We start from the raw sequence: 26,290 nt of genomic DNA, 5'->3' as shown, positions 1-26,290 counted from the left end.
AGGAATGCTGTAGAATTTACCTATTCTATTATAACAGTATAAAACATGATTTTAAGATGTAATATTGCATATTAAAATATATTGATATTAATACATGCGCTTACTATAATGAGAGTATAAAGATTCATAACATCTTAATATTAAAAAGGAGGAAATGATTATGGCAATCGCAATGGCAGTTTTAAAATTTTTAGGTGGAATCATCCCATTCGTAGCAGAACTTTTAAAAGCAGTAATGTAAATTCATTTTTTTGCACTTATTCAAATTTAGAAAAATAAAAGGTCAATTCTTTTTTACAAAGGAGTTGACCTTTTTGTTTTTTTGCTATTGAAAGGATTAGGGGTATGTCCGAGATTTAGAGATTACTTGCAATTGTTTTAGGTTTTTGGGTTCTGTTGCAAAGTTTTTTACACATAGGGGTGCCGCCGCATGCCCATCAACTTAAGATTTTAAAGTAGCCCCTAAACGAAAATTTTATTATTTTACAGTTATTTATGAGAATTCAACTCGTTTTTTTCGGTTTGGGGAACAACCCACTTCTTAAGTCGACGGGCATGTATGGTGAAGTCTATTATATAAATTGGTCAAAAACTGACCTTCCTCAGTTTCTTTAATTCAATACATATGTTTTTTGTCATGGGAATATATGTTATAAATTTCACTTAGTCTAAGAACATCATAACATTCTAAATAGTATGGAGCGTGTATTATAATGAAAAAGATTTTATTATCGTTTATAACATTAGGAATGCTTATAGGATGTGAAAAATCTGATTCGTGTGATGAAGCAAGAGCTATCTACTCTGGAAATTGTAATTCTGCTAATACACTGACAAACGACAAAGCTGAATTACAATTAGATTCCAGATAGTTGCTTTAATACTTAATTTGTATTTTAACAGGTAACAATTTCATTTCATTTTAGAGGGATATTTCCAATCGCGATTTCCTTTAGAAACAGTCGAAGAGGTTTCACTTTTTTTAGTTAGGCTTTGTTTCTCTATGTTTTCCAGAGATTTTCGCATCTGTTCCATTTGTTCTTTTACTTCTTTTATTTCAAACTTCATTTCAATTAAGTAACCCTTTAGTTTTTCTGTAGTAAATTCACTCATGTTAATGTCACCGAAATAACGTAATAAGAGATTATATTGAAAAAAATATGTTTTTAAAGTCAGAGGTGAATATCCCTCAATTTTTTTATCTAATTGATACTGTTCCCAGGCCTCAGATAATAACATTATTCTTCATGCTCCCATTCTATAAATCAATTAATCTAGATTCTATTATGTTCAAGGAGAGTCTCTTTTATACGCTAGTCATTCAACAATCGTAGAAAACAAAAAATTACTTAACCATGAGAACACTTGAAATACAAGAAAAAGACGCTTTCTCTATAAAAGAATAGCGCCCTATAATTGAATAACTGATGGTTTTCTTACAGCAAGTTTACGAAGATCACAGTAAATTAGTAAAGTAAAGAAGAGAATATCCAAATTAACATTCTCTTCTTTAGGTTTACCCGTTTAAAAAGAAGGTAAGTTATCTAAGTTATTTTCTTTAATACCATCAGGTTCACTACGTATAATATCCCTACCATACTTATGAAATACGTCCACATGAGCTAACTTCCCTGATTTTGCTTCATCAAGAGCAGTAATATAATCTAATTCTCTTCCACTACTTGTTTTAAAAGTAATAATATCATCCTCATCATTTTTACGAACTGCAACAATTTGTTCTACTCCTGAATCGACTTCCTCAACTACTTCCAATTGAGCTTGGTCTTCCCCTTGTTGTAAGTATTCATTATAAACTTTTTGAAAGTCTTTTTTATCCATAAAACTCACCTCCAAAACATTTTATTAGTATGTTCGGAAGCTATTAGTTTTATGTACTATGACCCTTAACAAAAAATGTATTATTTTTACAGTTTTTCATACTTCAATTCCATAAATGCGAACCTAATCCAGCTTTTCAGCTCTTATTCAACATAGTGGCCCAATACATAAAGATCGAGCACAATTCTTGCTACAGAATTGCGCCTGATTGCTGAATAGCCACCGATCCTTACTTGTCAGCAACCTTCGAATGATGTATTGAGCTCTCGTTCCCGTTAGTGTAGTTACACTACAAATTATGCTAACACCTTACATTTTTGCGTTTGAAACCAAGCTGCCCTCTATCTACATCCTTTTGAATATTTTCGGAAGCAAGCAGGATACTGCTTTTTTTCTTGCCCCGCCTGACTTCGACTGGGCCTACTGCCTTCGCGGTTTCAACCGCCTTATCATGGAGCGGCAAATATGAAATCCCGACTGTGTAGATAAAATTATTCATAGCGGATTTCGTTCGATCTGGAGAATCGTGAATCGTATTTTCCACCTGATCAAGCATACTGGCAATCTTGCTTGTGCTAAATTCACCGTCCGGGCGATTACCCAAAAGCCAGCAGTAACAGCTCCAGCCTGCCGACATTCTAAGTTCTTCACCGCTTGCGATCCATTTATCGGCAACAACTTGCGCAAAATCGGTTTCTGCCAAAGTCACTGCAACCACATAATCGGACAGCATATAAAAATACGCCGCATCCATCCAACGCTCAAAATCCGCCTCAGTCATTGTCATTGGGTCCGCAATGATGCCGGCAAAATACATGGCATCGTAGTTCCCGGAGGCGTAAAGTTGCTCGGACAAAAGCTGATTTTTCTTGATTTTCTTTGCAAGCGGCTTCATTCCACCTGTAGCCACGCCAAAAAGCGGCTCGTGTGCACCATTGCTTATGTAAGTCTTTTTGATTCGTTCCTTACCGAGCGCTTCCAGTTCCTGCATAACCATTTCGAAATCCATCGTTTTGCACTTCCCTCCTTTATAATCATACCCACTTCATTGTTACCATCTAGCTTATATTCTTTATCAAGCAATGCTTTAACTTGATGTAAAAGATCAAAAGTAGCTTGCCAATCCAGAGAAGTTAGATCAAATACGTTTTCCCTGTATACTCTTGGTACAATTAAACCTGAACCTAATAAGACTTCTTGAGGTTTTTGAACGAGTAAACAATTTTCATTACCGAGAACGACTCTTTATTCTGGATCTGATCCAGGAAAACAGAAAGGTCATCCCATATTATTACTACCTCTTTTCAACATTTCCATCTTCACAAATTCTTGAACTTAATTCCGTTATCCTGCTCGTTTATTAAATAAAAAAGAGCTGCATAAACAGCTCAGCGCTCTTCAACGAAAGCGCCCTTTAATAGAATATCTGTTTTTTTAATGATTTTTGGTAAAGCATCTTCGTTTGACAAAAGCTAAATCTGCCATTATCATCAACTCGAACTTATTTATGGGAGTGATAAAGATGAAAATTTATGTTGATGCAGATGCTTGTCCGGTAAAAGATATTATTATCTCTGAAGGTACGAATGCTGAAATTCCTGTTATCCTTGTTACTAGCTTTTCTCATTTTTCTAATGCGGAACAACCATCAGGAGTGGAAAAAATTTATGTTGATTCTGGAGCAGATGCTGCGGATTATCGGATTATGAAGTTAGCAGAAAAAGGAGATATTATCGTTACGCAAGATTATGGTCTTGCTTCGCTAGGTTTAGCAAAAGGGTGTACGGTTCTTCACCATAATGGGTATAGCTATACAAATGAAAACATTGACCAATTATTACAAACACGTTATTTGAGTGCAATGGCTCGAAAAAGCGGAAAGCGTACAAAGGGGCCAAAACCATTTACATCAGAAGATAGGGAGAAATTTAGGGAGCTTTTTAAAAGAGCGATTTCACTTTAAAAAAGAACCGTCCATTTTTAAGGAAAACCAAGAAAAATAATATTGTGACAAGTATTTCAGTTCTTTTTTAAGCCTTACACTACACTCACATGAATAAACATTATAATTATTTGATGTATCATATTAATGGTACCATATTCTATCAAATGACTTAATATACAAAAAAAGACGCGTTTCTAAATAAACGCGCCCTATAGTTTAAGTGATAGCATTCACAAATTTATATAAAAAAAGCCGATCTCCACATTTGGAAAGTCGGCCATATTGATGTATTGAGTGGAGTTGGATCGGTAACTATCATTTTTAAGTATGCACCACCGATAAAGTTGGCTTCAACTTTTTGTCCCAATGGAAAGATTGTGAGACACCGCTCTGTTATCCACTGGAGCGGTGCTACTAATTAAATCTGGACGTATTCAGCAATTACAATATTTCGATATACCCTTCTGTTCCATGCACGCGAATTCGTTGCCCATCTTTTATCAGTTTGGTAGCATTCTCCACTCCGACAACTGCTGGTAAGCCATATTCACGTGCGATAACTGCTCCATGTGTCATCAGTCCACCAACTTCGGTGACTAGGCCTTTTATGGATACAAACAATGGTGTCCAGCTAGGGTCAGTAAAGGAGGTGACTAATATATCTCCATCTTCTAGATCAGCATCTTCCATGTTTAAGATGACACGAGCGCGTCCCTCTATAACTCCGGAAGAAACAGGTAGACCTACAATAGCTTCGGCTGGGAGATTTTCTCGCTTGTACTCACCTACAATGATTTCACCATCAGACGTGATAACACGTGGTGGAGTTAGTTTTTCATATAATTTGTACTCGTCTTTTCGTTTGCTGATGATCTGGTAATCCAGTTTATTTGTGCGCACGACTTCGTGAAGTTCTTCAAAAGTGAGATAGTATATATCTTCTTTTTCATGAATAACGTTGGCTTGTACGAGTTGTTCGGCTTCTTTCAGTAAAGCCTGCTTATAAACGAAGTAGCGATTAACCATGCCGTATTTTGGATATTCCCGATAACCGATGAAATTCCGGATTAGGTCGATCATTCGTTTTGTTTCTTTGGCTTTTTGTTCACCATCCGGTAATTGCTTCAATCGATCTAATAACTCTTGTTCTTTTTTCAAAGCTTCCTGTCGCCCTTGCTCAAATCTCCGATTGCTAGCATTAGGCTCAAAGTTTTTGATGTTACTGAGAATCATGGGAACAAGTGTAGTTGGTTTTTCGCTCCAACGAGTTTTAGTAATATCGATTTCTCCGGTACATCGCATTCCGTATTTGCTGAGATAAGCATAGATAGCGTCTTGGGTTTCCTGTCCACCATCAAACTTAATCAGTTCATCCAAAAAGTTATCATCTTTTACATGTTGTAAATAATCAATTACTTCTGGATAAGGACGAATCACATCTGCGACATCCAATAGCGCCAGACCCATTTCCGAAGTAATATTGTTTGGTACAGATTGAGAAAGCGTATCTGCTACGTTTTTTTCACCTAACCACTTGTTCATTTTTTCATTGATCCATGATGAAGCATCCATAGCAGCCATAAACACAGCTGAACTTTGTGGGTCAAATAAAATCTTCTTTAATATCTGGATATCTTCCAGAATAAAGTCAAATAAATCCGATCCTAATTTCGTTTGGATGTTTTGTTTTAACTCTTCTATCGATGTTTGACTACTCTTAATCAAATCAGAAACGATTGTCGGGTCGTCTTCGATTTGTGCCCTAGAATCCGTAGACGACACACTTTTATTGCTTTTACCGGAACTCTGTTCTTGCTTATCATTTGGTAAAGATTTTATGAAATCTCCTCGCTCTATTATGGTCATAAGTGCGTCTTTCATGAGCGGATCGTGTTGTCCCATGGCATCTAATAACATTTTTCTGCTGTCAGGTGAAGCCAGCATATGTGTGACATCAACAAACAACCTTCCACCAGCTTTACGCATGGGTGCATTAGTCGTTAACAGGAAAAAAGACAATCCCAGTGGTTTCATGGGATCGGTCATCATTTGTTGATGACCGACAGATACATAAACGTGATTTTCTTGATCATTCGCTTCAGGGATCGGGTATAAAGTAGTGATTGGCCGACTCTGGACAATATAAAATGTATCATCAACCAAACACCATTCGATATCTTGTGGGTAACCAAAATAAGCTTCGATCTGTCTTCCTGTGCGTGCTAGTTGTAAAATTTGTTGTTCAGTAAGTGTTTGAGTCTTTTGCTGATCAGGATCAATCTGCTGTGTCTCTGTTCCGCCTTCTTTTAGTGCATAGATAGCCAATTTTTTGGTCGCTATCATCTTATCGACGATTTTATCTTCCTGTACTTTATAACAATCGGCAGATACCAATCCAGAGACCAGTGCTTCTCCAAGCCCAAAACTGGCATCGATTGATAGTAACTTTCGGTTAGAGGTAATCGGATCAGCGGTAAATAAAATCCCTGAAGCCTGTGGGAAAACCATCCTTTGAACGATAACGGATAAATAAACTTGTCTGTGGTCAAATCTATTTTGTATTCGGTATATTACCGCTCGATCCGTAAATAGAGAAGCCCAACATTTTCTGATATGCTGCAAGATGGCTTCTTTTCCGATGATATTTAAATAGGTGTCTTGTTGACCAGCAAAAGAGGCATGTGGTAAATCTTCAGCAGTAGCACTAGAACGCACTGCATAAGCATGTTCATCTCCAAACTGGGAGAGGTAGTGAGCAACTGCTTTCACAACATCGGAAGGGATTTCTACTTCCATAATGGTTTCTCTAATCTTCCTGCTGATTTCACCAATTTGACCTCGATCCTCTATTTTTAGCATTGTTAGTTGATTCAACAAAGCTTGAAACGTTTCGTTTTGTTCGATGGCTTTTTGATACCCTACTGTTGTAATACAAAAACCTTCTGGTACTTGTATTCCTTGAATTTTTGATAATGCCCCTAAATTGAACCCTTTTCCACCAACGAGCAAAAGCTGCGTTTTTTCCATTTCCTGAAAACCGAGAACCAAAGAACTCATTCTACATCTCTCCTAATCATTAATGTGTTATTGATTTTAGCAGTAGTAAATGAGAATAAACAGTCTATATTAATCATAATTTAAATGCTATAATTAAATTAGGAAGAGTTCAAAAAATAGCTAAACCTTACCATACAGTAGTAAACTGATGCCTCGGTTCATCCACTCGAAAGTAGCTCATATGCCTTTTAGCCCACAATGAATATGGTTAAAATCAACTTTTTCCATTTAATCTGTTTATTTTCCCCAAAAGACCTTTGCCTTACCACTTGGCTATGCCACCATGCTTAACTTGTCCTCTTACTTATTAAAGAGCGGATAAACAGGGATTTATCAAAAAAAAGCAAAAAAAAGAACGCATATAGGGGTCCCCATGCCCATCAAGCTAATATTTTGAAGTATCCCCAAAACGAAAAAAGAATTCATTGCGTATCCATATACATAGATAATAATGTTTTTATTTATTAGGGAGTTGGGGTAGTACCAGCGAAGCTGTCACCACCCGCAGTAAGGAAATGTCAAGATTACAATAAGTTGGTTAAGTTTAATACTTTTAACACGCATACCCCCGTCCTGTTTTGGATGGGGGTAAAATAAAATTGTAAATTTTTTATAAGGATGCCTTAGCAGTACAGTCGTGTGAACTACCCCCACTTAAATTCTAATGAATTTTGAAGTGGGAGCTTCTCAGTTCCACGACGAAAGCAACCTTTCGTCTCCCTGAGCGTTACTTCGGGTTATTCCACCCCTAGATGTCCAACGCTTGGACGTTCTTTTTTACGGTTGATATTTTACGCAGGAACCGAACGGCTTGGTTTTCGCACTGTGTTTTCTTCCTGCAACCTTATATATCAAGTTATCAAAGAACTTCATGTGTCTAGTTTATCAAAAATCTTTTGGTTGTGCCAAACCGAAATTCATCTCCCACCTAGCGTTGGGCTATCGCCCTGCACACGCTTGAGGAAGGAGAATTCTTTCGGATAGAGTGTTAAAAATATAAATTTCCTTCCACAATCGCGCCCTTTAAAGGAATAACCAAAATATGGGTTTAGTCCTAAAATCGCTTATTTACCTCTAAATTCCGGGAACACTTCTATGATTCGTTTGGTTGAGCGTTTCATCTTATCCCCTCCAGTTGCGCTTTTGCTTACTTTAATATTCTCCTTTAATTACAAAAAACGAACCCCGAATTGTTCCAGCTAGTTTAGACTTCTGCCTAGCAAACTTAAACTTCCCTTCTAGCTCCTTTGGTACCTCCATCCCCTCAGAAAGCTTAAAACCAACGGCCCGCTTCTTAGGGTCATCAACCGTATACATGACGTTGACCGCAAGACCATCCTCATAAAAGACGTAGGCAATTTTGATATTTTCCACTTGAAAACGCGACGTTTCTAAAGATTTGGCCGCAAACTCAATATCACGTTCTTCTTTCAAAACTCGGTTCACATAATCAAGGGTCTCCTGGCTTTCGCTAGCTGGTACAACTGTAAATTCATGCTTGTATTTGTTCATAAAGTAACGGGCTTCATTAGCACGTAAACCAGCAAGCGCTTCTACTACAGGTGAAGACTCTAAACCAACCGTAGACACATTTTTAAAATCAACGATATAGGACATTTCCATCTCTCCTTTTATCTCTTTATTTCCTAACAACAGGAATCCACATTTCACCAAAAACTAAGCCGTTTCGCTGCCCCATCTCAACCGTTGCATTTGGCCCACCAACATAGGCAAAATTCTTTGCTTCTGGCAAGACCTGACCAAAGGCAAGGCCAGCAAGCTTATTATTCAATTCATCAGCCGTCTTCCCTTCCCCTTTAACAACTAGGTATTCCCCCTTAGGAAATTGGATAACTCTGGCTTCTTCTGGTGCCGATGCCTCTGTCATGACGCCAGCATAATGCATCATCTTGTTATTCACCGCTTCGTTCACGGCAAAAACGTAGTCATTTGTGGCTATGGCTTTTAAAGTGTCAAGCCTTCCATCTTGGCTGACGGCCTGCCAAAAGTCTGACTTTTCCTTGTTTAAGCCAGCAAAGTCTGTGTAATCGCTCTTAAGCTCAGTTCCAAAACCTAAAACGGTAAAGCTGTCTTTTTCTTTTAGCGTATAATCTTCCATATTCAAAACCTTCCTCTTTTTTAAATTAATCAAATGACTTGTCTTCTTCACTTGATGGGTATATGATAGCCTTAAATCATGTCAAAAAATGATACTGTTTAGGAGTCCAGATGAAAAAAGTTGAACGGATTAATATCATCATGCGGTATATCAACAACCGCGCCCACTTTACAATTTCTGAAATCATGCGAGAATTTAACATCTCTCGTTCGACAGCTATTAGAGATATCAGAGAAATTGAGGCCATGGGAATGCCACTTGTCGCTGAAGTTGGAAGGGATGGGGGTTATTTTGTCATGCACAACTCTGTCCTGCCTGATGTTCACTTTACCGATAATGAGGTCAAAGCTCTTTTTATTGCCTTTATGGCCACAAGAAATCAACAACTCCCCTATCTAAAGAGTCGTCAGTCTTTAGCTGAAAAATTACTAGGCCTCATCTCAGAAAACCAGCAAGATGACCTTGTTCTTTTAAATCAAATCTTGCTTTTTGAAGGGACCAACCCCAATAATTCCGACCTACTTGAACTTTCAGACCTCCCCCATCCCATGTTAGAAAAACTCATCCAAATCCTTCTTTTGGATAGCTATTTATTGATTACCATCAAAGAAGAGAAGGTAATAAAGTCTCATCCAATTTATCTCTTGCACCTTTATCATGAAAAAGGCCTTTGGCTGATTGAAGGCTTTGACTTAAAGGAAGAAAAGAAGCAGATTTTTCCTGTCGACCATCTCACCAATGTCAAACCCTACCCGATGAAAAAAAGATTAAGTAAGAAAAAGATTTTAGAAAAACTAAGTAAGCAGGAAGAAGTAATCAACCTTGTCCTTGAACTTGGTCCAAAAGCGATTGCCCAGTTCAAAAAATACCATCCTTTAAAAGTTTCAATTTCCTATACGAATCCTTACCAAACCACAGCCATTCTAAAGGCTTTTATCAATGTTAATAAGCCCGAAGAATTGACCGAAATAACAAATTGGCTACTTTTCCTAGGTGGGGATATCAAGGTCAGGGAAGTGCCAGAAGAAGTCTTAGAAAGTTTACAAGAGAGATTATGCTTATACAGCCCATAAGCCGTGGCCAGTTTCTACATGTTTATGTGGGTGCTGGAAAGCACAATGATAAAACATATGGTTCTACTTGTCTAAAATCTCTCCAACCGCAGGATGTATGTATACGCGACTTAGGGTACTTTGACTTAAAGGATTTACATACTATAGACGAGCACGGTGCTTATTTCATCTCACGACTTAAGCTCAATACTCGTATATATCAGAAAAATAAAGAACCTGAATACTTTCAAAATGGAACAATAAAAAAACATTCTGAGTACATTCAATTAGATATGGAGAAATTTATTGATCAATTACAACCAGGTGAAACATATGAAATTCCTGAAATTAAATTTAGAAGATAGGGATTATACCACAGTTGTAACAAAAGAAGAACAAGACATGATAGAAAATATGTCAGCTGAAGAAGGATTTGTACCACAAAAAGAAGGGACAGGATTCTTTTTTAAAAAAGAAAAATAAAACTAAGCTTGGTTGTTAAAGTAACGGCTGCTAATCTTAAGCAAGTTGCATTTTGATTTCTTCTTTCGGGAATTATGTGAACTTGAATACGCTCCAGTTAAGCAATCTGGAGCGTATCTTTATAAGCTTTTAGATATGTTGACTACGGATAACGAAACTTATGTAAAAAACTAGTATGGATCTAGCTTTTTTGTTTATGGATGTTCTAACTTCTTTATTTACAGTGTTTTGAATGTATATTCTTAATAATTTTGAGGATATCAAGGTAATCGCTATAAAATCAATGCTTTCGGGGATTTGAATGTAAACAAATATACTAAAGTTCACATTCGCTTTTGTTTGTAGGAAAAACAAACTATCTTAACAGAAACACTAGGGATCACTATCTTGAAACTAATAGGACACCTTTATTGTATAACAGATATTAACATGTTTATAATTGATATTTTGAATATTGTGTGAATTTTTAGAATAAAAAAAGAACCCTATTTATAAGGATTCTGCAACAGAGAATAACAAATATATAACAATAAAAAGAATTACTTATTATTATAGCTTATATATCTATAATATAATATTGAGAAATATTTACATAAATATAGTATGTACTACTTAGCAATCGTTGAAATCGCAAAAGAGAACAATTTAAGTCCTTATCATTATCTTCGTTATTTGTTTGAAACGCTCCCCAATATCGAGTTAAACAATAAAGAGGAAATTGATAAAGTCTTGCCGTGGTCAATGGATTTACCATCTTAATCCCCACTTACCTACTAGTTCTTTCCCTTCTTTAGATAAGTTAGTTCTTACTGCTTCTGAGTCGATACCAGATTTCTTATCTAATTCTCTTAAAGTTTTAGCGGTTACTGTACCATCAGTGCCGATTTTTATCTTATCTTCAAGATTTTTATAGAATTTAAACCAATACTCGTCACCCTTTTTCAGTTCAGATTCAGCTTCTTCCATTAATTCTTTATCTGTTTTTGAACCTTGTTTTGTTCGAGTGAACACTTCATTATTTAGTTTAAATGCCTTTGTATAATGTTCCATAGCTTTTTCAACGTCTTTTTGTGTTTCTGCATACTCACTAGGTGGATCTATTGCTAAAAACTTGTCAATTACCTTATTTGCTTCATTTAGTTTGTTTACGATATCCTTTTTCGTACCACCCTTACCATCTAATGCGTCTCTCAGTGTTTTATTAAAGTCTGCAAACTTTGAATCAAACTCTACACATAAGTCATTGATTTTATTAGGATAGTCTTCTTTTGAAACCTTTTCCTTTTTAATAGATTTTTGTGTTTCAACTGTTTTATCTTGTTTTTCTGTCGGTGCTTTATCTACTCCACAACCGCCTAATAACATAATAAGGATTGCAACACATAATAGTTTATTTACCTTCATGGATGCACCTACCTTTTCTGTGTTTATTTTCCGCTTTATTCATCGTATCATTCGCCTTCTTCACCGTCAAAAGCTCCTATGGAAAAAAGAAGTAACTTGCCGAAAGAAAGAGCAATTCTATGAAACAATGAGTTAAGGATAGTATGTGTCCAAGATTAGAGAGTGAATCCGCTTTCATAATAAAATAGTTAACAAATATAGAGTTCATACTTGTTAACTATTCATAATATAAGTTAGTATCTTTATCAATAAAACCATCCTTATTACTATCTATTATATTTTTTATATATAAGTGAAAAAATGACATAAAAACCCCTTTCTTTTTAGAGGAGGACGAGAGCATCTGGCCGTGCATAGAAGCGGCCAGGGCCTTTTCCTGTCACATGCGAAGTTTAAAACAAAGGGAGCAAGCAAACACAGTTGATGTTGTATTCTGCATAACAACGACTTATATGTCAAACAATTAAAATGGATTTATATAAGTTGTGTCCATATGACGATACTAACTCCACACTTTTTATTGACCATACAATTTTTCTAACTCAACTAAGCCCTTTTTGTGATTTGATAAACCAACTGTGAAACTGTTCGGTTTCATTTCTAGTATCCCTTTGTCCTCTTTTAACTTTAAAGTGACATTGGATTTAAGGATGCCCCTTTTTACACTTACTTTAAAAATTAGCTATATAACTTTCTGCAATATCGATGTCTTTTGTCATATCTAATTTTGGAAATTTCTTATCCAATTCCCTTAAGCATTCTATATATTTCTTACTTTGCAATTTTTCTGATACATCTTCAAAAACTTCGCTTATCCAATATAAATCATCTTTATTACATCCCTGTAGATATTCAATAGTATCACTTTCATTTTCTGAAAGAGTCTCTACTATTTCATTCCAACTTTGCTCTATACCATAATCATCATTCATATCTAATTTTCTTCTTTTACTTAATATGAAATCCATTTTTCCTTTTAAATTCATAATTTATCTTCCTTCTCTTATGGTTGTTTCGTAGCATCAGGAAATATGATTTTCTATTATTCTAGTTTCTTTATAACTCTAACTTCATTTTCATATACTTTATTAACATCCTTGTAGGAGTTACAAGCTTTCTTAATTCTTCTATCGAAGACATTCTTGGATCAATTTTTCCACTTTCTTCACTATCACTTTGCATCGCTCGATCATCTTCAAAGTTCTCTAAGTAATATTTGAAAATCTCAGTCTCAGCTTCCTTCACTATTTTAGACATATTTATCCTAAATTGTAAAAAAGCCTTCCTTTGGTGTGAAGTAATTTCCTCATCCTTTTCACCATAAATATTCAAATGTACGTTTTGAGTTTTTCCAAACATGTTTATATCTGTTGTGCCTGTCTACAAATCTTCATAAACAATTTCTCCAAACAACTCATCTTTTTTCATTTTCAAAGATTATCAACCTTTCTCTTTTAGCTTCACTTACGCCACCAAGTTGTCCAGATTTATCATTAATACTAGGAACCAATTGCATTGTAGTTCCATCGTTAAATTCACACCATGTATATTCACACAACTACATGTCCATAAAAATACTTTTCACCAATCTTCCATTCTTTTTTTGTTAAAGAATCAATATATAACATCAACTCTCTATATTTTTCATCAGTTATTATTGTTCCATATTGTACAGGACATTTAGCCCCACTCCAAATGGATAAAATAGATGGAATTATAACCATATCAAATGGTTTTTTGTCTCTTAAAGAAATCATTACTCTCGGAATTAATTCCTTTACCAAGTCCCCAGGAAATGACAGATCATTATGATAGTAATATTTGGTGGTATCACTATTTTTAACGAACTCAAAATATATTTCTCCTAATTCTTCTATTGATCGTTCATAACAGTCATCATAAATTCCAAGCATTAATGCAAGTGTATTTCTGATTGACTTCTCAATAAAAGTATCTTCCCATTCTTCTAGCAAAGTAAAAAGATACGGAATCACATTAAATGAAAGAGTCTCACTAGCACTTGCCACAAAATTATGAACACCATCCTCCGAAGCATTTGAAAGGAATTTCAAGTTATTTGTGTCTAATAAGTCATCATGAGTAGCGATTGAGCAAAAAAGTCTTGTACATAAATTAAGAATAACCTCATCTTGAGTACTATTCATAAGTTGTATGAGTAATCCTTTTACAGAGAAATCACCTAATTTTAGCAATTCATTAATTAAGAGAAAGCATCCTTTCTCAGTCGTAACATCTTTTAGCTTAAATTTTAAATTTTCGATTCTATCATTTGAGATATCACCATACCAAATATCTTTTACCATACTTTCCAAATTCATAATCCCTCTCCTTTGTAATTATTCTCTCAAACCATTTCTCTCTGTCACTTTGTCACCCAGTAAAATTTTATCTCGCTTAATTATCGTTCTTGTCACACTATCCTAGTATTAAAACAAAAATCCATCATGTGCAAATGCTTCTTTCGTGCTATCTAGTACTTTTACAAGTACACTTTTAATTCTATAATGTAATTCTTTGATTTGTCTGCTAATTTACTGCTAACTTTCTCTTATTTTGTATAAAAATGCCCCTAAACAAATTCACTTGTTTAGGGACCTTTCGTGTTACTATTTTATTTAATCACAAAATTTGTCGCTCTCCTGTATAAAATGTAAATCGAGTAGTAAGTGTGGTAAGCTTTTATTTCTTTGTCACAGCAACCAATCTCGTACGAAGCTAGTTCAATGCAAAAAGATTAGCAATTATTTGCTAAAGATTTTAGTGTTTGTATTATTGGTTGTAAACAATAGATTTACATTTTTTAAGAATGAATCCTCACAAGAAAATCTTCAAGTATTTTCTTTACTGGTAAGCTTGCTTTGGGCAATAGATTATTTACTCGATGCAGTATGGATGGATCGGCCAGTATCATTTGTTTACTTTCTAGAGTCGTAAAGCTTCTTAGAGTATCTATACATATCTCGAATAGTTCTTCATCTTCAACACTAAGCAGTGATAGTAATATTGTCAATTCATACATATTACAGTTACTATCCATACAGTATGCCAGTTTTTTCTGCCATTCTAACGGTTTAGTAAGTACTTTACTTGATAATTCCTCCCAATCTTTTGGACTAAACTCTGTCAATATCTCACTTGCAATTATACAACCATCGTCGTACCATGCGTCCTCAGTTGTTTCAGCAGATATAAAATCATCCAATTCCCTATACATTTTTTCACCACTTTTCAGTTTAAATATATCTTAAAAGCCTGATGAGCGAGGTGTATTTACTGTCCCTGTTGGGAAAACACTAGTTACATCATCACCAATTTTGATGGCATCAATCTCAACTCCACTATTTATATCGCTCCCCAATATTCAAATCGCAACATCCTGATAGCCTACTTCGGTTACTTTTTCATTTATAAGACGAAGCCCTAGTCCATTTTCTATATCCCATGTACAATTAAATGTAATTCCGATATCTCGACCTTCAAAAATACCCGCATATGGAACAACAATTCCATCTAAACTTATCATTTCTAGTATTTGATTAGTTGTTTCAAGTCAACTACCCACCACTTAAACGCTAACGCATTTTGAAGTGGGGGCTTGTAAAAAGCCCTGGTTGTCTAGCCTCAGCCTTTTGTAGACTACGTTCGTAGGTTGCATACCCAAGAATAATTCCCTAGTTTTTGGCTCTATGGTGGCGCTGTAACAGTTCTGGTTGGGAAGGAACGGTCAACCACAAGCCATCTTTCATAAGAAGTTGCTAACACCTACAAACATTGGCGAAGGGAAACAAACTCTTAGGAGGGACAAAACATGCGTGTATTTGTCAAGAATTTACGAGGAGAACCGCTCATGCCTTGTAGTACTCGTAAGGCACGGCTTCTTCTCAAACAAGAAAAAGCTAAGATTATAGGTTACACACCGTTTACCATTCAATTGCAATATGTGACTGGTGAAACAGTACAACCTGTTACAATCGGTGTCGATAGCGGTGCGAAATATGTGGGGATCGCCATTACAACAGAGGAAAAAGTGCTAGCGAAAGGAACCATTGAATTACGTCAGGATGTGAAAGAGAACCTTACTCTTAGAGCCACATTACGTAGAAGCAGAAGACAACGTAAAACCCGTTACCGAAAAGCGCGCTTTCTCAATCGAAAAAAGAAAGATGGCTGGCTTCCCCCATCGATTCAAAGCCGAACCGATAACATCATTCATTGGATTGAAACATTCAAATTACTATTACCTTCTCCAAAAGTCATTGTAGAAGGTGGCAAGTTTGATGTACAAAAACTAAAGAACCCTGATATACAAGGGAAAGCGTATCAACAAGGAGACGCATTTGGCTTTTGGAACACAAGATACTATGTGTTTGCGAGAGACCATTATACATGTCAAATTTGTAAGAAAAAAGGTGACATTTTGCACACGCACCATATAATTGAGCGACATAAGGGTGGTTCAAATATGGCAGATAACCTCGTGACAGTACATGAAGATTGCCATGAAAAATTCCATCAAGGAAAAATTAAGCACGTTTTTAAGGAACCAAAACAGTATAAAGAGACCGCCTTTATGAATATTTTGCGACTTCAAATCATGGAGCGTTTAGATTGTGAGATCACGTATGGCAGTTACACAACACCGAAGCGAAAAGAATTAAGATTATCAAAAACACACTATAACGATGCCATTGCGATTACCAATCCGAAACAATTACAAGAATATCAGCAAAGTGGTGAGTTTCGCATCAAACAATTTAGAAAGAAAAAACGATCTCTACATGAAGCAACTGCAAGAAAAGGAAGAAAAACGAAAAATAGAACATCGAAAAGAAATAATAAAAATACACCGTACGTAGGCACAATGTATCTAGGTGATAAGGTGAAAGCGTTTGGACAAATAGGATTCGTGACAGGATTTACAGGGAAGATGGTGTATGTGCAAGATTTGGACGGCCATTATATACAAAATCCTGCTAAATCTTATAAACAAGTGAATATATCGGATATTGAATGTATGCACCACAATCATAATTGGTTATTCTTACAAGTCAGTTAGGCGATGCCTAACCGAAATTCATCCCCACCTTATCGCTTGGCTATCGCCCGTCACGCGCTTGAAGATGGGGACTTCTTTCGGGAAGTACATTAAAGGGTAATTTTCATTAATCGCAACATTATAACCGAGTTCATGGCGTTTTTGTTTGTAATAGTCTAATATTGGTTGCAAAAAACTTTGTTGTAGTTGCTCCCAATTTTGCATTAATGAAGCATATGATTCATATTGTTCTTTATCAAACTTACCATCTTCTTCACCATCTACCATTAATGCTATTTCGACTTCATTTCCAAAAAAATTAATGGTAGTATCCTTAGACCAAGCATAATCATATTCAAGTTCACCAAAAACGGCATCGTTTATTGTCATTTTAAAATATCCTTTTTCTATTTTGTAGCAAATCCTCCAGGTTCCATCCCAAACTAGCGTGCTAATTCAGGCGATTTATTAAGCTGATTAGCCAATTTTTGATCTGCTTGAACAAAATTAGCTCGTCTAGCTGCTACCCGTCTTCCTCTATTTTTCGTATCAACTTGAATATAGCTTGATACACAGCCGCAGAAAAGTGCTGCTCGGTCAGATGACACTTCTTAATCAGTTCACCATTAAGAAGCAAAGATCCTAATACCATTTGTTCAACCTCGACATGTTGAATACTTATGGCCGCCACCCATGTTCCTCCAAGAACTTCTGTAACTCTTCTTCAGACGGTACATTTTTCTCCCACTCCTCACACTCCTCCAGAAGCTTCTCCGTCTCATGCATAGCAGACGGCTCCTTCTTTCGGAACTTCACTGCCGCTTCCTCTATTTCACTAAGCTTCGTATATCCCTTTCCATGCCAATCTCGTAAAATTCCCTTCACATAAGCTAGCGTTCGCTTATTATTTTCATAGGCAATCTGAAGTGCCTTTAGTACAAGCTCCTCTGACAAATCCGCAATCCATTCACTTAATTCCTCCGCTGCATAAGACGACAAACTACCGAAGTTTTGTTCATAAAACGTGAATACATTGCTTCCTGAATCCACTTCTTCTACTTCTTCTACTCCTTCATCCGCTTCATAACTTGCAATAGGTTCTTGAGGAATAATATCAGACACATCAAACGGCATACCGAAATGCTCTAGCAGTAGCGGAATATTTAGCTCTTCCTCCAAACATTTTCGAAGAAACATATGTACAAACTCTTTACTTTTCACAGTCTTTAATTCACGTAACACGCATTTCTCCACATTCGTATTCGTAACTGGATTATAGCGCAACCAATTTTGTATGTATAACTCCTTCGTTTCTGCATCATATAGTATCTTTCCATATTCGATAAACCGCTGCAGCAACTTCTCAACAGTCTCCCTGTTGTAACCTGTTTCCATCTCCGCCAAACGCTTCGGTAATGGATAAATACCGCATTGCGTCGTTTTCGAACATGTCAGCAAATAAATATAAAAGTATCGCTCTTCCGGCGTTAAATCCAAAACAAAATCATCTTGCCAAAAATTCACCTGTACATTCCGGTATACTGCCATGTTTATTCCTCCCGCCTTTTAGTGGTAAATATAGAATTGGTGATTCCTTAACATATATAGGAATGCAGGAGGGAATTTGGCAAATTTATTTTATATTTTTAAAATTACTAGAATGTTATTTTTTGAAGTCGTTCTTGTAGTTGTTTTTTCTTTTGTTTATTTAATGATTTATTACTTGGTATAGGCTTATAAGGGGGTTGGAAGGGGCTTATAAGGGCTCTTTTTCACAAGCATATGTTACAGAGAGCCTATTTCTCTTCAAAATTCAATTTAAAAATCACCATAATCGATAAACCTTAGTTGCTTATGTAGAGAAGATCAACAGCCTCCTTATTTTTTTATCCCGCATTAACGGGCAGTAAGACCCCCACCTCAAGATTCAGAGAAAAACGAGGAAGATAGATGGGGTAACTGCCCGCAAATAGCAGGATAAAGATGTTGTAAAAAATTTATTGATAATTTTCGATAGCTGAGATAAGAGAACCTGTTCCTTCTTCTGCATAATGAATGAAGTCCAAACATTTTTCACTCCAACCACCGATTAAATTTGTTTTCTCTCCTACGAATTGTTGGTTACCGTAACTATTTAAATTGAAAGAGTGAACCCAAGCATCAGGATTAATTTCACGACGATATTTTTCAAGCAGAATTTGCGAAGAATTACCTTCATATCTATCTCCGTACACTTGCTCATCCGAGAAGACAAGGATGCGGTCAACTTTGATTTTGTTATCTAATAAATATTTGATAGAAAGATGTAAGTTTGTTCCATATCCATGTTTATTAACTTCAGATAAAAATGTGTTCATGTTCTCTAAAATGCCAGAACGAGTAGAAACATTTATCATTTTGAAATCAGTTGCGAATACAGATGTAATAGAATTATCACAGAAGGAGTGTGCCATTGCCATCATAAGTGTAGCAATATCTGCACATTTAACAGTTCCATCTTTTGAGACAGAACAATATGTCATAGAGCCTGAGATATCTGCTGTCATAAATGTTGTTCCTGATAATCTCGGCATGTTTGTAACAGATGCTTCAATTGCGTCATTCAATACATCTAACAATTTGCTTCCTGCTTGCGGTAATTTTCCTTGCACTACGCGATGGGCTGAGAAAAAGCGAAATGGTAATTGTTTTGATTTTTTTACTCTCTCAGGATCGCGAAAAATGTTATATACTGTATCAATATTAGATGCACCTGAATTTACGATATTGCGAAGATTACGAAGTAAGGCCATATAACCCACTTTCCCGCTATCAATTAATTCTTCCCATACTTCTTTTTTGTTTCCTTTTTGAGAAAGCTGTGTTTCCCATGTGTATGGTACTTGTAGTGTGTTTTCTAACAAACGTTGATAAAGTTCGTAACGTTCTGTTCCTTTTTTAGCAGATGGGCTGACTAAACGGAATACATCTTTCAATGTAACGTCTTTTCCTGTGCGATTGTATTTTGCTAATTGATATTCATCAAATGTAGAAAAGGCATCTGCTAACCCTTTTTTCAAAGAGTTTGGAATTGGATTTTTCCGACCATATACCCCTAGTTGATATGCTATCATTTCTGTTACATCATCAGGACGCTGTGCAATACGAGAAACCGTTTGACGAGCATATTTACGACCTTCAGGGTGGTTTGCGAGTTCCACTGCTAATACATGTGTAACAGAACGCATATAGAACACTTCACGTGCATACACCGCTAAACTCGCAACAAATTTAGGATCTCTGTCCATGATTTGTTTTGCAATAGTAACTAATTCTTCGCTGTTGTCTCCATAAAATTTAGACTCATTAAAAAAAGATGTTAATACCATCGTAACTAATTTATCTTTATCATACATTTTATAAGCTTTTCCGCCCTCTTTTGTATACGTTTGACGGCTTCCTTGAGAAGAATGATTAAACTTCGACATTATTATCTACCCCCCAGATGTTTTTTGACACGACTGGTTGAAATGCAATTAAAAAAGGCAACGTATATACGTTGCTCTTTTCACTCATTCCTAACACTTAAGAAATATTCGAAACAGGAACTTTTAAGCTGCTTGACTAATTTACCTACTACCTGAGTTCAGACGAAGGAGAAACAAGAGTCGCCCCCCAAACACAGTCCCTATATGATAAAGTAACCCCTACCTTAGTGTTATGAATCAAAGAAAAGTACTAACTCAGCGCGGACCTTCCCGTATCAATGAGGATCGAACCTATAGCGTTTAATATTAGCAAACGAAGTATGAGCTATCTACACTGTTCCTATTATATGTAATGTTTAAAGATTTGGGAGATAAGCGAAAAGGCTCATTACGTTACTCTACCACTGAGCTACCTCCCAAGTTTGGGAAGGTGGGAGTCGAACCCACGACCTACGGCTTAGCAGGCGAAGAAATCCTTTTCTACACTGCCCAAATCTATAAAATATGAATTATAAGAAAAGAGAGAGAGGCGGAAAGACTCAATACGTTGCTCTACCAAACTGAGCTACTCCCCTATGTTTATAAAACGACAGGGAAGGCAAGGATTCGAACCTGCGACCTACGGCGTGGAATGCGAAGAAATTCTTTCCTACACTGCCCTTTTCTTTTTGTTACTTATTGACTTCATTATACTCGTTAATCAAATTTTTGGCAATTATTAGTACTTTTGAAAAATTTTATCTTTTTTTATCTATTGATCTTAAAGCTTCTGTATTTCACAATTTAATTAAATTAGATTGTATGAAAATAATGTGTTAGACTAACTAGCATATATACAATTTTATACAGAAAACAGAGAAAACCCCAACAAAATATAAGTGATAAAACTAAAATGTATCCATTCTTGCATGAAAATTTCAAAAAAGAAAAAGTTTTCATCCTTAATCAATATAGTCCTTTGAAAAGAAATTGATTATTTACAAGACAAGGAGCTAGGAGATATTAGATATGAAATATTTTGTAATAGAAGATGATGAATTATCAAACTGTAGTGAAGAGACAATATATGTTTTTGAACATAGCAAGGGAAAAAGAAGTTACGACACGATTAAAACCTTGGAAGATTTTGCAGCAAGATGCCAATTCATTGAACGAAGAGATATGCATTGGTTTTGGTATAAAGGAAAACACGTTGAAGATATGCCTATGTGGGAATTTGAAAAAAAATTTAGGGCTGAACAAGAAGAACTGAAAACAATATCCCAAGAAGAATTCAAAGAATTGAGAAACAGATATGCTCCCCTTATTAAACCTATCGAGTTCCCTATTGAAGGAATCAGAATTGCTTATGCTTATGAACCAGAATGGAATGATGAATTTTTTGTTATGGAAACAGAAGAAAGTTATTTTGCCGTATATTGGTTTACAACGGCTTAATAATAGCTTTTATGACAAATCAACAGATTTCTTATCCTAAAGGACTTCCGATAAATACTGATTAGGTGTTTAGAAAGTTTCTTCAAAGTCAGGATGTAGAGGCTTGGGTATTCCGACTACTTGCCCTCCACCACTAATATGATGGTGAATAAAGTGGAACTTTAATCAGTGGGGGGCTTCATTCCCCACTGATTATTAGTTGAACCAATCAGGCTTTTACGGGCAGTTAATCTCCTATCTATCTTCCTCGCTCCTCTCTATATCTTGAGGTGGGAGTCTTATTGCCCGTTAATGCGGGATAAATTAAATTCCTCGAACCCCGTGTACATCATACACCTCTAAAATTATTATCATTAACCGAAGTACTTAGCGTTTGATGCTTACCTTCAATTTCTTTACATCAAAAAAAGAGCTAATGTTTCTTATTTGAAACATTAGCTCTTATCATTGTCATAATATATATTCATCTTTTAATTACAGCTTATGAATTCATATTTTTTCTTCTGGAAAAGTTAAATATTCCACTTCTTTTTATACAAGAACTCAGCTAACCCCATATTATATCTCTAATAATCGGACGACCTTGATTCATATATAACTACATACCATTCATCACATATATTAGGTGTTATCTAGTAAATTCCATTCATATTATCTGGAAGTGCATATGATAATAGTTCATCATTCTTTGATATAATATGTACATCTCTAATTTCTTTTCTTTTTTCATATACAAAAGAAATTAAGTTGTTAAAATGTGGTCACTTTAACCAACCTTAGATGCGTGTTTACAATTTTATTATGCTGAAGGAAAAAACAAAGTATTCACAAAATCCCCAAATTTTTTTGCCATCAGTATAATACACTCTTCCTTTAATTCATTATCTTCTTCAAAATAATCTAGATCACAGAAATACACGTAACCTGCATCTTTTTCCTCAATCGACAAACATATTAAGCTACCAACTGGATCAATTCCTATAGGAAAAAAGTTGTTTGGAACTATATTTCCTCTATTATATAAAAAATACATCTTTTCAAGGTTATTTTCTGTTTCTTGAAAAAGCGGAAAAAACAGCATAATTGATGAAGTAATGGTAGCCCCTTTATTATCACAAATTGTAAATCTTCTACGATCCGTCTTTCCACCATTGTTTAGTAACAAAAAGTTTTTATAATCATCTGGAAGTGCAATATTACATTTCATTTCAAAATCTTTCATATCTTGTTCATTTATAGATTTAAAGGAATATTCAAAATTAATAACCATTGTTTTCATCCTTGTTATATTAATCTAAAGAATACAACTTATTAAGTAATTCCGTAAATGTATTGCAAATTAACTCAATTGAATTCTCGTCTTGTTCTTCATGATCAAAAAAAACAATATTTGGTTCATTATTATTCTGCCGATAATCAAAACAAATTAAATTTCCAAAAGGGTCTCTAGCAAAAGGAATAATACCTTTTGGCAAAGACTCTTTAGAAAATTCATAAACTGCTTCTATACTAAAATTACCTTTAAAAATGGAGGAGAAACCCCAGATAAACCTACTTTAATTAGAAAATCTTTAGTTTCTTGAGATAAGGAATATAAATTAATTTTTATTTCATCATAGTTTAACTAAACCACGAGTTTCGTTGCCCCAATTATTTAAAAACTCTTGTAGTGTAATCATTTTTATTCCTTCACTAGCAGTTTTTACATAACTAAACTTCAGAGTTTTTGATAATGTCATTTATCCCTTCAAAAATAACATCTCTTAATACTTCATTATAACTTGTATATTCTCTATCAGACTTTATCTTATCAAAAACTTGTTTTATAACACCGTCAACCATAATCGTCAAACCTTCTATATCCTCTTGACTTCCCTCTTTCTTAAAAGTTTCATTTAAGATAACTAATTTTCCTTCTTCTGACATGTCTTTATTCCCCTTTAAAGTTTTCAATTTGTATTTATATAGGAAAATGTCTTTCTCTATTAGATTTTTAAACTGTATTTACTTTTTTATCTTCAAAAGTTCCTCTTTTCTTACTTCATGAGTGGCTAAATCTGCGTATCTTGTTGTAATAGGTAAACGACTATTTTTTTCTACAAAATGCAAAACGACATGGGTAGCAGTATCTAAATCAATCCAATTACCGCAAGAAACAAAAATTGGTTTTACATTTTCCCTAGTTCTTAGTGTTCTTCCATAAACTTCTTCATTTACAACGATCTCAGTATACGAACCTACTTCGTTTTCAGGTTTGATAAAATCAACATTATTTATCTTTAAATACGTTTTGGCTACTCCAATAGTTGGCTTTTTTAAATAGAAAGACGCATGCGTTGCGATCCCCATATGACGATTATGTAAATAACCATTTCCATCAAACATATATAAGTCTGGAAAACTTTTTAATTTTTTAACTGTATCAAGCACTAATGATAATTCCCTAAATGCTAGATAACCAGAAATATAAGGAAACTCAATTTTATCTATATAATGAACTTCTTCAATAATTGCCTTTGTAAGATAATCGAACACAACAATACAGCAGACTCCATAGTCAATTCCCTCATTAGACCAATAAGCAATATCTATTCCCGCTACTAATTTTATATCTTCTAGTTTAAATGTATTTTTTAAAGAAATGTTACGTGATAATTGTTTTTGCAGCTTCTCTAGCTCATTTATATCGTGTTTTTTCATAATTTTTCACCCAAATTTTTCACATAGTTCAAATCTAATTTAGTTAGCTCTTTTTTCTTCAACAATTTGACCATTTTTATCCCAAATCCTATACTGTATTTCTCCTTTTGAGAAGCCGTTTCTCCAAACTATTCAGCATATGAATGATTATCAATTTCCACTTTTTAGACCTTCTAATACTTTTTTTATTCTATTAGATAAATCTGCGATTTCCTCTTTAGTTAACTCCTCCTGTAGGATTAAAATAAAGTTTGAATAAAAAGTTACCTTCAATCCTTATTTAGCAGCAACTAAAAAAACTCCATTTTGAAAAAAGATTAATCAAAACAGGCTCTTATTTAATATGATCGATTAACTTCTTTATAAAAAAGTTTGAATAAAACACACTCTTATTTGTTTCTTACCTTTAACTATACTTCTCTTCTAATTTTAATAGGTTTTTCTTCTGATTCGATAAACCTATTGTAAAACTATTTGCTTTAATTACTATATCTCCCCTGTTACCTGTTGAAGTGACAGTTATCTTAGTCCTAATCAAACCTTTCTTAACTTTCACACTTTCTATATCCTTCATGTCTATACACTTTATATTACCAGTAAACTTACCACCCATTGTTATTTCTAATACCATAAGTCTTTTATTGGTAAAACATATGATTAGATGCTTAAGGTCTAACAATGCTCCAAGACCATATTTGAAATATTCTGACGATGATGGTGTTACATAGGAGTAGAAATAGTAAAAGTAAGTTTCACCTTCTATTTTTAATTCTTCGAATAAATTGTCTAAGTACTGGTTTGTTAACATCTTAATACCCCTCTCTTATATAGGCCTAACCGTTACATTAGAAGTCTTTTATAGGAACACATCTTTTCTGTCCCAATTATAAACATACCATCTACAATCTCACTCTTCCACAATAAACCAATATTTTGATTTACCTTTTTTATAAATGGTACGAGTTTGTTTGAAAGTCACAATTGTTGCTTTTGTAGCTTTGAATTAAAACCTGACTGAAAATAGTTTATAAATCCTTATTTTATGACACATAAAAAGAACCCATTTTGAAAAAGGATTGATCAAAATGGATTCCTCTACAACAGATTAAGATATATTTTTTATATAAAAGTTTGCTTAAAACTTATGTAGAAGTCTCGTCTTTATGTATGTAAAATATTTTATGTTTTTAATCGTGTACTTGCATACTAAAAAAATAAATGCCCCTATTCGTTTTAAATATATATTCTTCATAACAGCATGCATAATAATTTTCTGTATCTAATTTAACCCAATAAACTTCTTCTATTTCTTGTTCGAATTCATTCAATAACTGTTCTATTATATATTCCTTCGATGTCAATCCATTTAAATCATATCCATGTGGTATTGTTCCAAACCAAGCTGCTTCCCCATCAGGGTATTGGCAAATAAGGAAATCTTTTTCCCATTCTTTCAACTGTATGAGTTCTATTGTGTCATTATTAATAGCGTGTGTAGCCTTTTTTGCAAGTTCATATATACCTTCCTGCTTATTTTCCGATAAAAGAATAAGCTCATAATAATTACTCACTTGCTGTCCCGCATTAACTTTAGCAAAATCACTTAAAATTTTATTTATCATTTCCATATTTAAATCTCCCTAAATTTAAAGATTCTTCAGCTAAATGTTAACACATATCTTTGATAGCTAGTTAGACTTGCCCGTTAGTGCAATAAGAAAAACCAAAGTG

24 protein-coding genes and 5 pseudogenes are annotated in these 26,290 nt (G+C 34.7%); 7 read left to right on the top strand and 22 right to left on the bottom strand.

What is annotated here, in order from left to right:
* Window positions 1–912: 912 nt before the first annotated feature.
* The 3 genes from QUF99_RS02585 to QUF99_RS02575 form a co-directional block, all read right to left on the bottom strand.
* Entirely contained in the window at window positions 913–1,239 is a 327-nt protein-coding gene (locus tag QUF99_RS02585) for a hypothetical protein (RefSeq protein ID WP_289368517.1), read from the bottom strand.
* A 285-nt stretch (window positions 1,240–1,524) separates the two neighbouring features.
* Window positions 1,525–1,839: a DUF3892 domain-containing protein gene (locus tag QUF99_RS02580; protein ID WP_289368516.1), complete on the bottom strand. Its 315-nt coding sequence runs from the start codon at window positions 1,837–1,839 to the stop codon at window positions 1,525–1,527.
* A gap of 301 nt (window positions 1,840–2,140) precedes the next feature.
* A complete protein-coding gene (locus QUF99_RS02575; protein ID WP_289368515.1) occupies window positions 2,141–2,848 on the bottom strand; it encodes a DNA alkylation repair protein in 708 nt (235 codons plus the stop codon).
* A 513-nt stretch (window positions 2,849–3,361) separates the two neighbouring features.
* Between QUF99_RS02575 and QUF99_RS02570 the strand changes: the two genes are divergently transcribed.
* A complete protein-coding gene (locus QUF99_RS02570; protein WP_098183962.1) occupies window positions 3,362–3,802 on the top strand; it encodes a YaiI/YqxD family protein in 441 nt (146 codons plus the stop codon).
* 423 nt (window positions 3,803–4,225) lie between these two features.
* Here the strand turns inward: QUF99_RS02570 and ppsA are convergent, their stop codons facing one another.
* The 3 genes from ppsA to QUF99_RS02555 all read right to left on the bottom strand — a co-directional run bounded on the left by ppsA (window position 4,226) and on the right by QUF99_RS02555 (window position 8,960).
* Window positions 4,226–6,841, bottom strand: a complete 2,616-nt coding sequence (gene ppsA, locus QUF99_RS02565) for a phosphoenolpyruvate synthase (protein ID WP_289368514.1) — start codon at window positions 6,839–6,841, stop codon at window positions 4,226–4,228.
* 1,152 nt (window positions 6,842–7,993) lie between these two features.
* On the bottom strand, window positions 7,994–8,458 hold the full coding sequence (locus QUF99_RS02560; RefSeq protein ID WP_289368513.1) for a phage tail protein: 465 nt from the start codon (window positions 8,456–8,458) through the stop codon (window positions 7,994–7,996).
* A 22-nt stretch (window positions 8,459–8,480) separates the two neighbouring features.
* Entirely contained in the window at window positions 8,481–8,960 is a 480-nt protein-coding gene (locus QUF99_RS02555; protein ID WP_289368512.1) for a GyrI-like domain-containing protein, read from the bottom strand.
* A 110-nt stretch (window positions 8,961–9,070) separates the two neighbouring features.
* Here QUF99_RS02555 and QUF99_RS02550 point away from each other — a divergent pair, with 110 nt between their 5' ends.
* The 4 genes and pseudogenes from QUF99_RS02550 to QUF99_RS02535 form a co-directional block, all read left to right on the top strand.
* Window positions 9,071–10,033, top strand: coding sequence for a helix-turn-helix transcriptional regulator (locus tag QUF99_RS02550; RefSeq protein WP_289368511.1), 963 nt, complete (start codon window positions 9,071–9,073; stop codon window positions 10,031–10,033).
* Window positions 9,961–10,362, top strand: a pseudogene (locus tag QUF99_RS02545) (transposase); the annotation flags it as partial. The gene QUF99_RS02550 and the pseudogene QUF99_RS02545, both read left to right, overlap by 73 nt.
* Window positions 10,346–10,495, top strand: a complete 150-nt coding sequence (locus QUF99_RS02540; protein ID WP_289368510.1) for a hypothetical protein — start codon at window positions 10,346–10,348, stop codon at window positions 10,493–10,495. The pseudogene QUF99_RS02545 and the gene QUF99_RS02540, both read left to right, overlap by 17 nt.
* 615 nt (window positions 10,496–11,110) lie before the next feature.
* Window positions 11,111–11,254 (top strand): annotated as a pseudogene (locus tag QUF99_RS02535) (transposase domain-containing protein); the annotation flags it as partial.
* On the opposite strand, the gene QUF99_RS02530 reads toward QUF99_RS02535, so the two are convergent.
* The 6 genes and pseudogenes from QUF99_RS02530 to QUF99_RS02505 form a co-directional block, all read right to left on the bottom strand.
* Window positions 11,243–11,899, bottom strand: a complete 657-nt coding sequence (locus QUF99_RS02530; RefSeq protein WP_289368508.1) for a DUF7018 domain-containing (lipo)protein — start codon at window positions 11,897–11,899, stop codon at window positions 11,243–11,245. The pseudogene QUF99_RS02535 and the gene QUF99_RS02530 sit on opposite strands and share 12 nt — an antisense overlap.
* A 671-nt stretch (window positions 11,900–12,570) precedes the next feature.
* A complete protein-coding gene (locus tag QUF99_RS02525) occupies window positions 12,571–12,885 on the bottom strand; it encodes a hypothetical protein (RefSeq protein WP_289368507.1) in 315 nt (104 codons plus the stop codon).
* Window positions 12,886–12,955: 70 nt separating this feature from the next.
* Entirely contained in the window at window positions 12,956–13,264 is a 309-nt protein-coding gene (locus QUF99_RS02520) for a DUF6985 domain-containing protein (RefSeq protein WP_483298585.1), read from the bottom strand.
* Window positions 13,265–13,449: 185 nt separating this feature from the next.
* On the bottom strand, window positions 13,450–14,238 hold the full coding sequence (imm47, locus tag QUF99_RS02515) for an Imm47 family immunity protein (protein ID WP_289368505.1): 789 nt from the start codon (window positions 14,236–14,238) through the stop codon (window positions 13,450–13,452).
* A 482-nt stretch (window positions 14,239–14,720) separates the two neighbouring features.
* Window positions 14,721–15,134, bottom strand: coding sequence for a hypothetical protein (locus tag QUF99_RS02510; protein WP_289368504.1), 414 nt, complete (start codon window positions 15,132–15,134; stop codon window positions 14,721–14,723).
* Window positions 15,135–15,281: 147 nt separating this feature from the next.
* Window positions 15,282–15,470 (bottom strand): annotated as a pseudogene (locus QUF99_RS02505) (DUF6985 domain-containing protein); the annotation flags it as partial.
* 258 nt (window positions 15,471–15,728) lie between these two features.
* On the opposite strand from QUF99_RS02505, the gene iscB reads away from it, so the two are divergent.
* Window positions 15,729–16,976 (top strand): RNA-guided endonuclease IscB, encoded by a 1,248-nt coding sequence (iscB, locus tag QUF99_RS02500; RefSeq protein WP_289368503.1) that lies wholly within the window; start codon window positions 15,729–15,731, stop codon window positions 16,974–16,976.
* A gap of 87 nt (window positions 16,977–17,063) precedes the next feature.
* Here the strand turns inward: iscB and QUF99_RS02495 are convergent.
* From QUF99_RS02495 to QUF99_RS02475, 4 genes and pseudogenes are all read right to left on the bottom strand, one after another.
* Window positions 17,064–17,345: pseudogene (locus tag QUF99_RS02495) on the bottom strand (DUF6985 domain-containing protein); the annotation flags it as partial.
* A gap of 136 nt (window positions 17,346–17,481) precedes the next feature.
* Window positions 17,482–17,637, bottom strand: a pseudogene (locus QUF99_RS02485) (DnaB-like helicase N-terminal domain-containing protein); the annotation flags it as partial.
* Complete coding sequence (locus tag QUF99_RS02480; protein ID WP_289368502.1) at window positions 17,634–18,503, bottom strand: DnaD domain-containing protein; 870 nt, start codon at window positions 18,501–18,503, stop codon at window positions 17,634–17,636. The pseudogene QUF99_RS02485 and the gene QUF99_RS02480, both read right to left, overlap by 4 nt.
* 449 nt (window positions 18,504–18,952) lie before the next feature.
* Window positions 18,953–20,422 (bottom strand): TROVE domain-containing protein, encoded by a 1,470-nt coding sequence (locus QUF99_RS02475; protein WP_289368501.1) that lies wholly within the window; start codon window positions 20,420–20,422, stop codon window positions 18,953–18,955.
* 1,008 nt (window positions 20,423–21,430) lie between these two features.
* Between QUF99_RS02475 and QUF99_RS02470 the strand changes: the two genes are divergently transcribed.
* Window positions 21,431–21,859: a hypothetical protein gene (locus QUF99_RS02470; RefSeq protein ID WP_289368500.1), complete on the top strand. Its 429-nt coding sequence runs from the start codon at window positions 21,431–21,433 to the stop codon at window positions 21,857–21,859.
* A gap of 799 nt (window positions 21,860–22,658) precedes the next feature.
* On the opposite strand, the gene QUF99_RS02465 is transcribed toward QUF99_RS02470, so the two are convergent.
* From QUF99_RS02465 to QUF99_RS02435, 6 genes are all read right to left on the bottom strand, one after another.
* Window positions 22,659–23,129: an SMI1/KNR4 family protein gene (locus QUF99_RS02465; protein WP_289368499.1), complete on the bottom strand. Its 471-nt coding sequence runs from the start codon at window positions 23,127–23,129 to the stop codon at window positions 22,659–22,661.
* A gap of 19 nt (window positions 23,130–23,148) precedes the next feature.
* Window positions 23,149–23,367 carry an SMI1/KNR4 family protein gene (locus QUF99_RS02460; RefSeq protein WP_483298584.1) on the bottom strand — a complete coding sequence of 73 codons (219 nt, stop codon included), beginning with the start codon at window positions 23,365–23,367 and terminating at the stop codon, window positions 23,149–23,151.
* 202 nt (window positions 23,368–23,569) lie between these two features.
* Entirely contained in the window at window positions 23,570–23,785 is a 216-nt protein-coding gene (locus QUF99_RS02455) for a hypothetical protein (protein WP_289368498.1), read from the bottom strand.
* 78 nt (window positions 23,786–23,863) lie between these two features.
* Entirely contained in the window at window positions 23,864–24,559 is a 696-nt protein-coding gene (locus QUF99_RS02450) for an endonuclease V (RefSeq protein WP_289368497.1), read from the bottom strand.
* 406 nt (window positions 24,560–24,965) lie between these two features.
* Window positions 24,966–25,367, bottom strand: coding sequence for a PH domain-containing protein (locus QUF99_RS02440; protein WP_289368495.1), 402 nt, complete (start codon window positions 25,365–25,367; stop codon window positions 24,966–24,968).
* A 379-nt stretch (window positions 25,368–25,746) separates the two neighbouring features.
* Window positions 25,747–26,187: a hypothetical protein gene (locus QUF99_RS02435; RefSeq protein WP_289368494.1), complete on the bottom strand. Its 441-nt coding sequence runs from the start codon at window positions 26,185–26,187 to the stop codon at window positions 25,747–25,749.
* Window positions 26,188–26,290 lie beyond the last annotated feature (103 nt).

Origin of the sequence: Bacillus sp. DX4.1, from assembly GCF_030348195.1 — a bacterium.
In the GTDB taxonomy this organism is placed as follows: Bacteria; Bacillota; Bacilli; order Bacillales; family Bacillaceae_G; genus Bacillus_A.
This window is presented reverse-complemented; position numbering and strand designations above follow the sequence as displayed.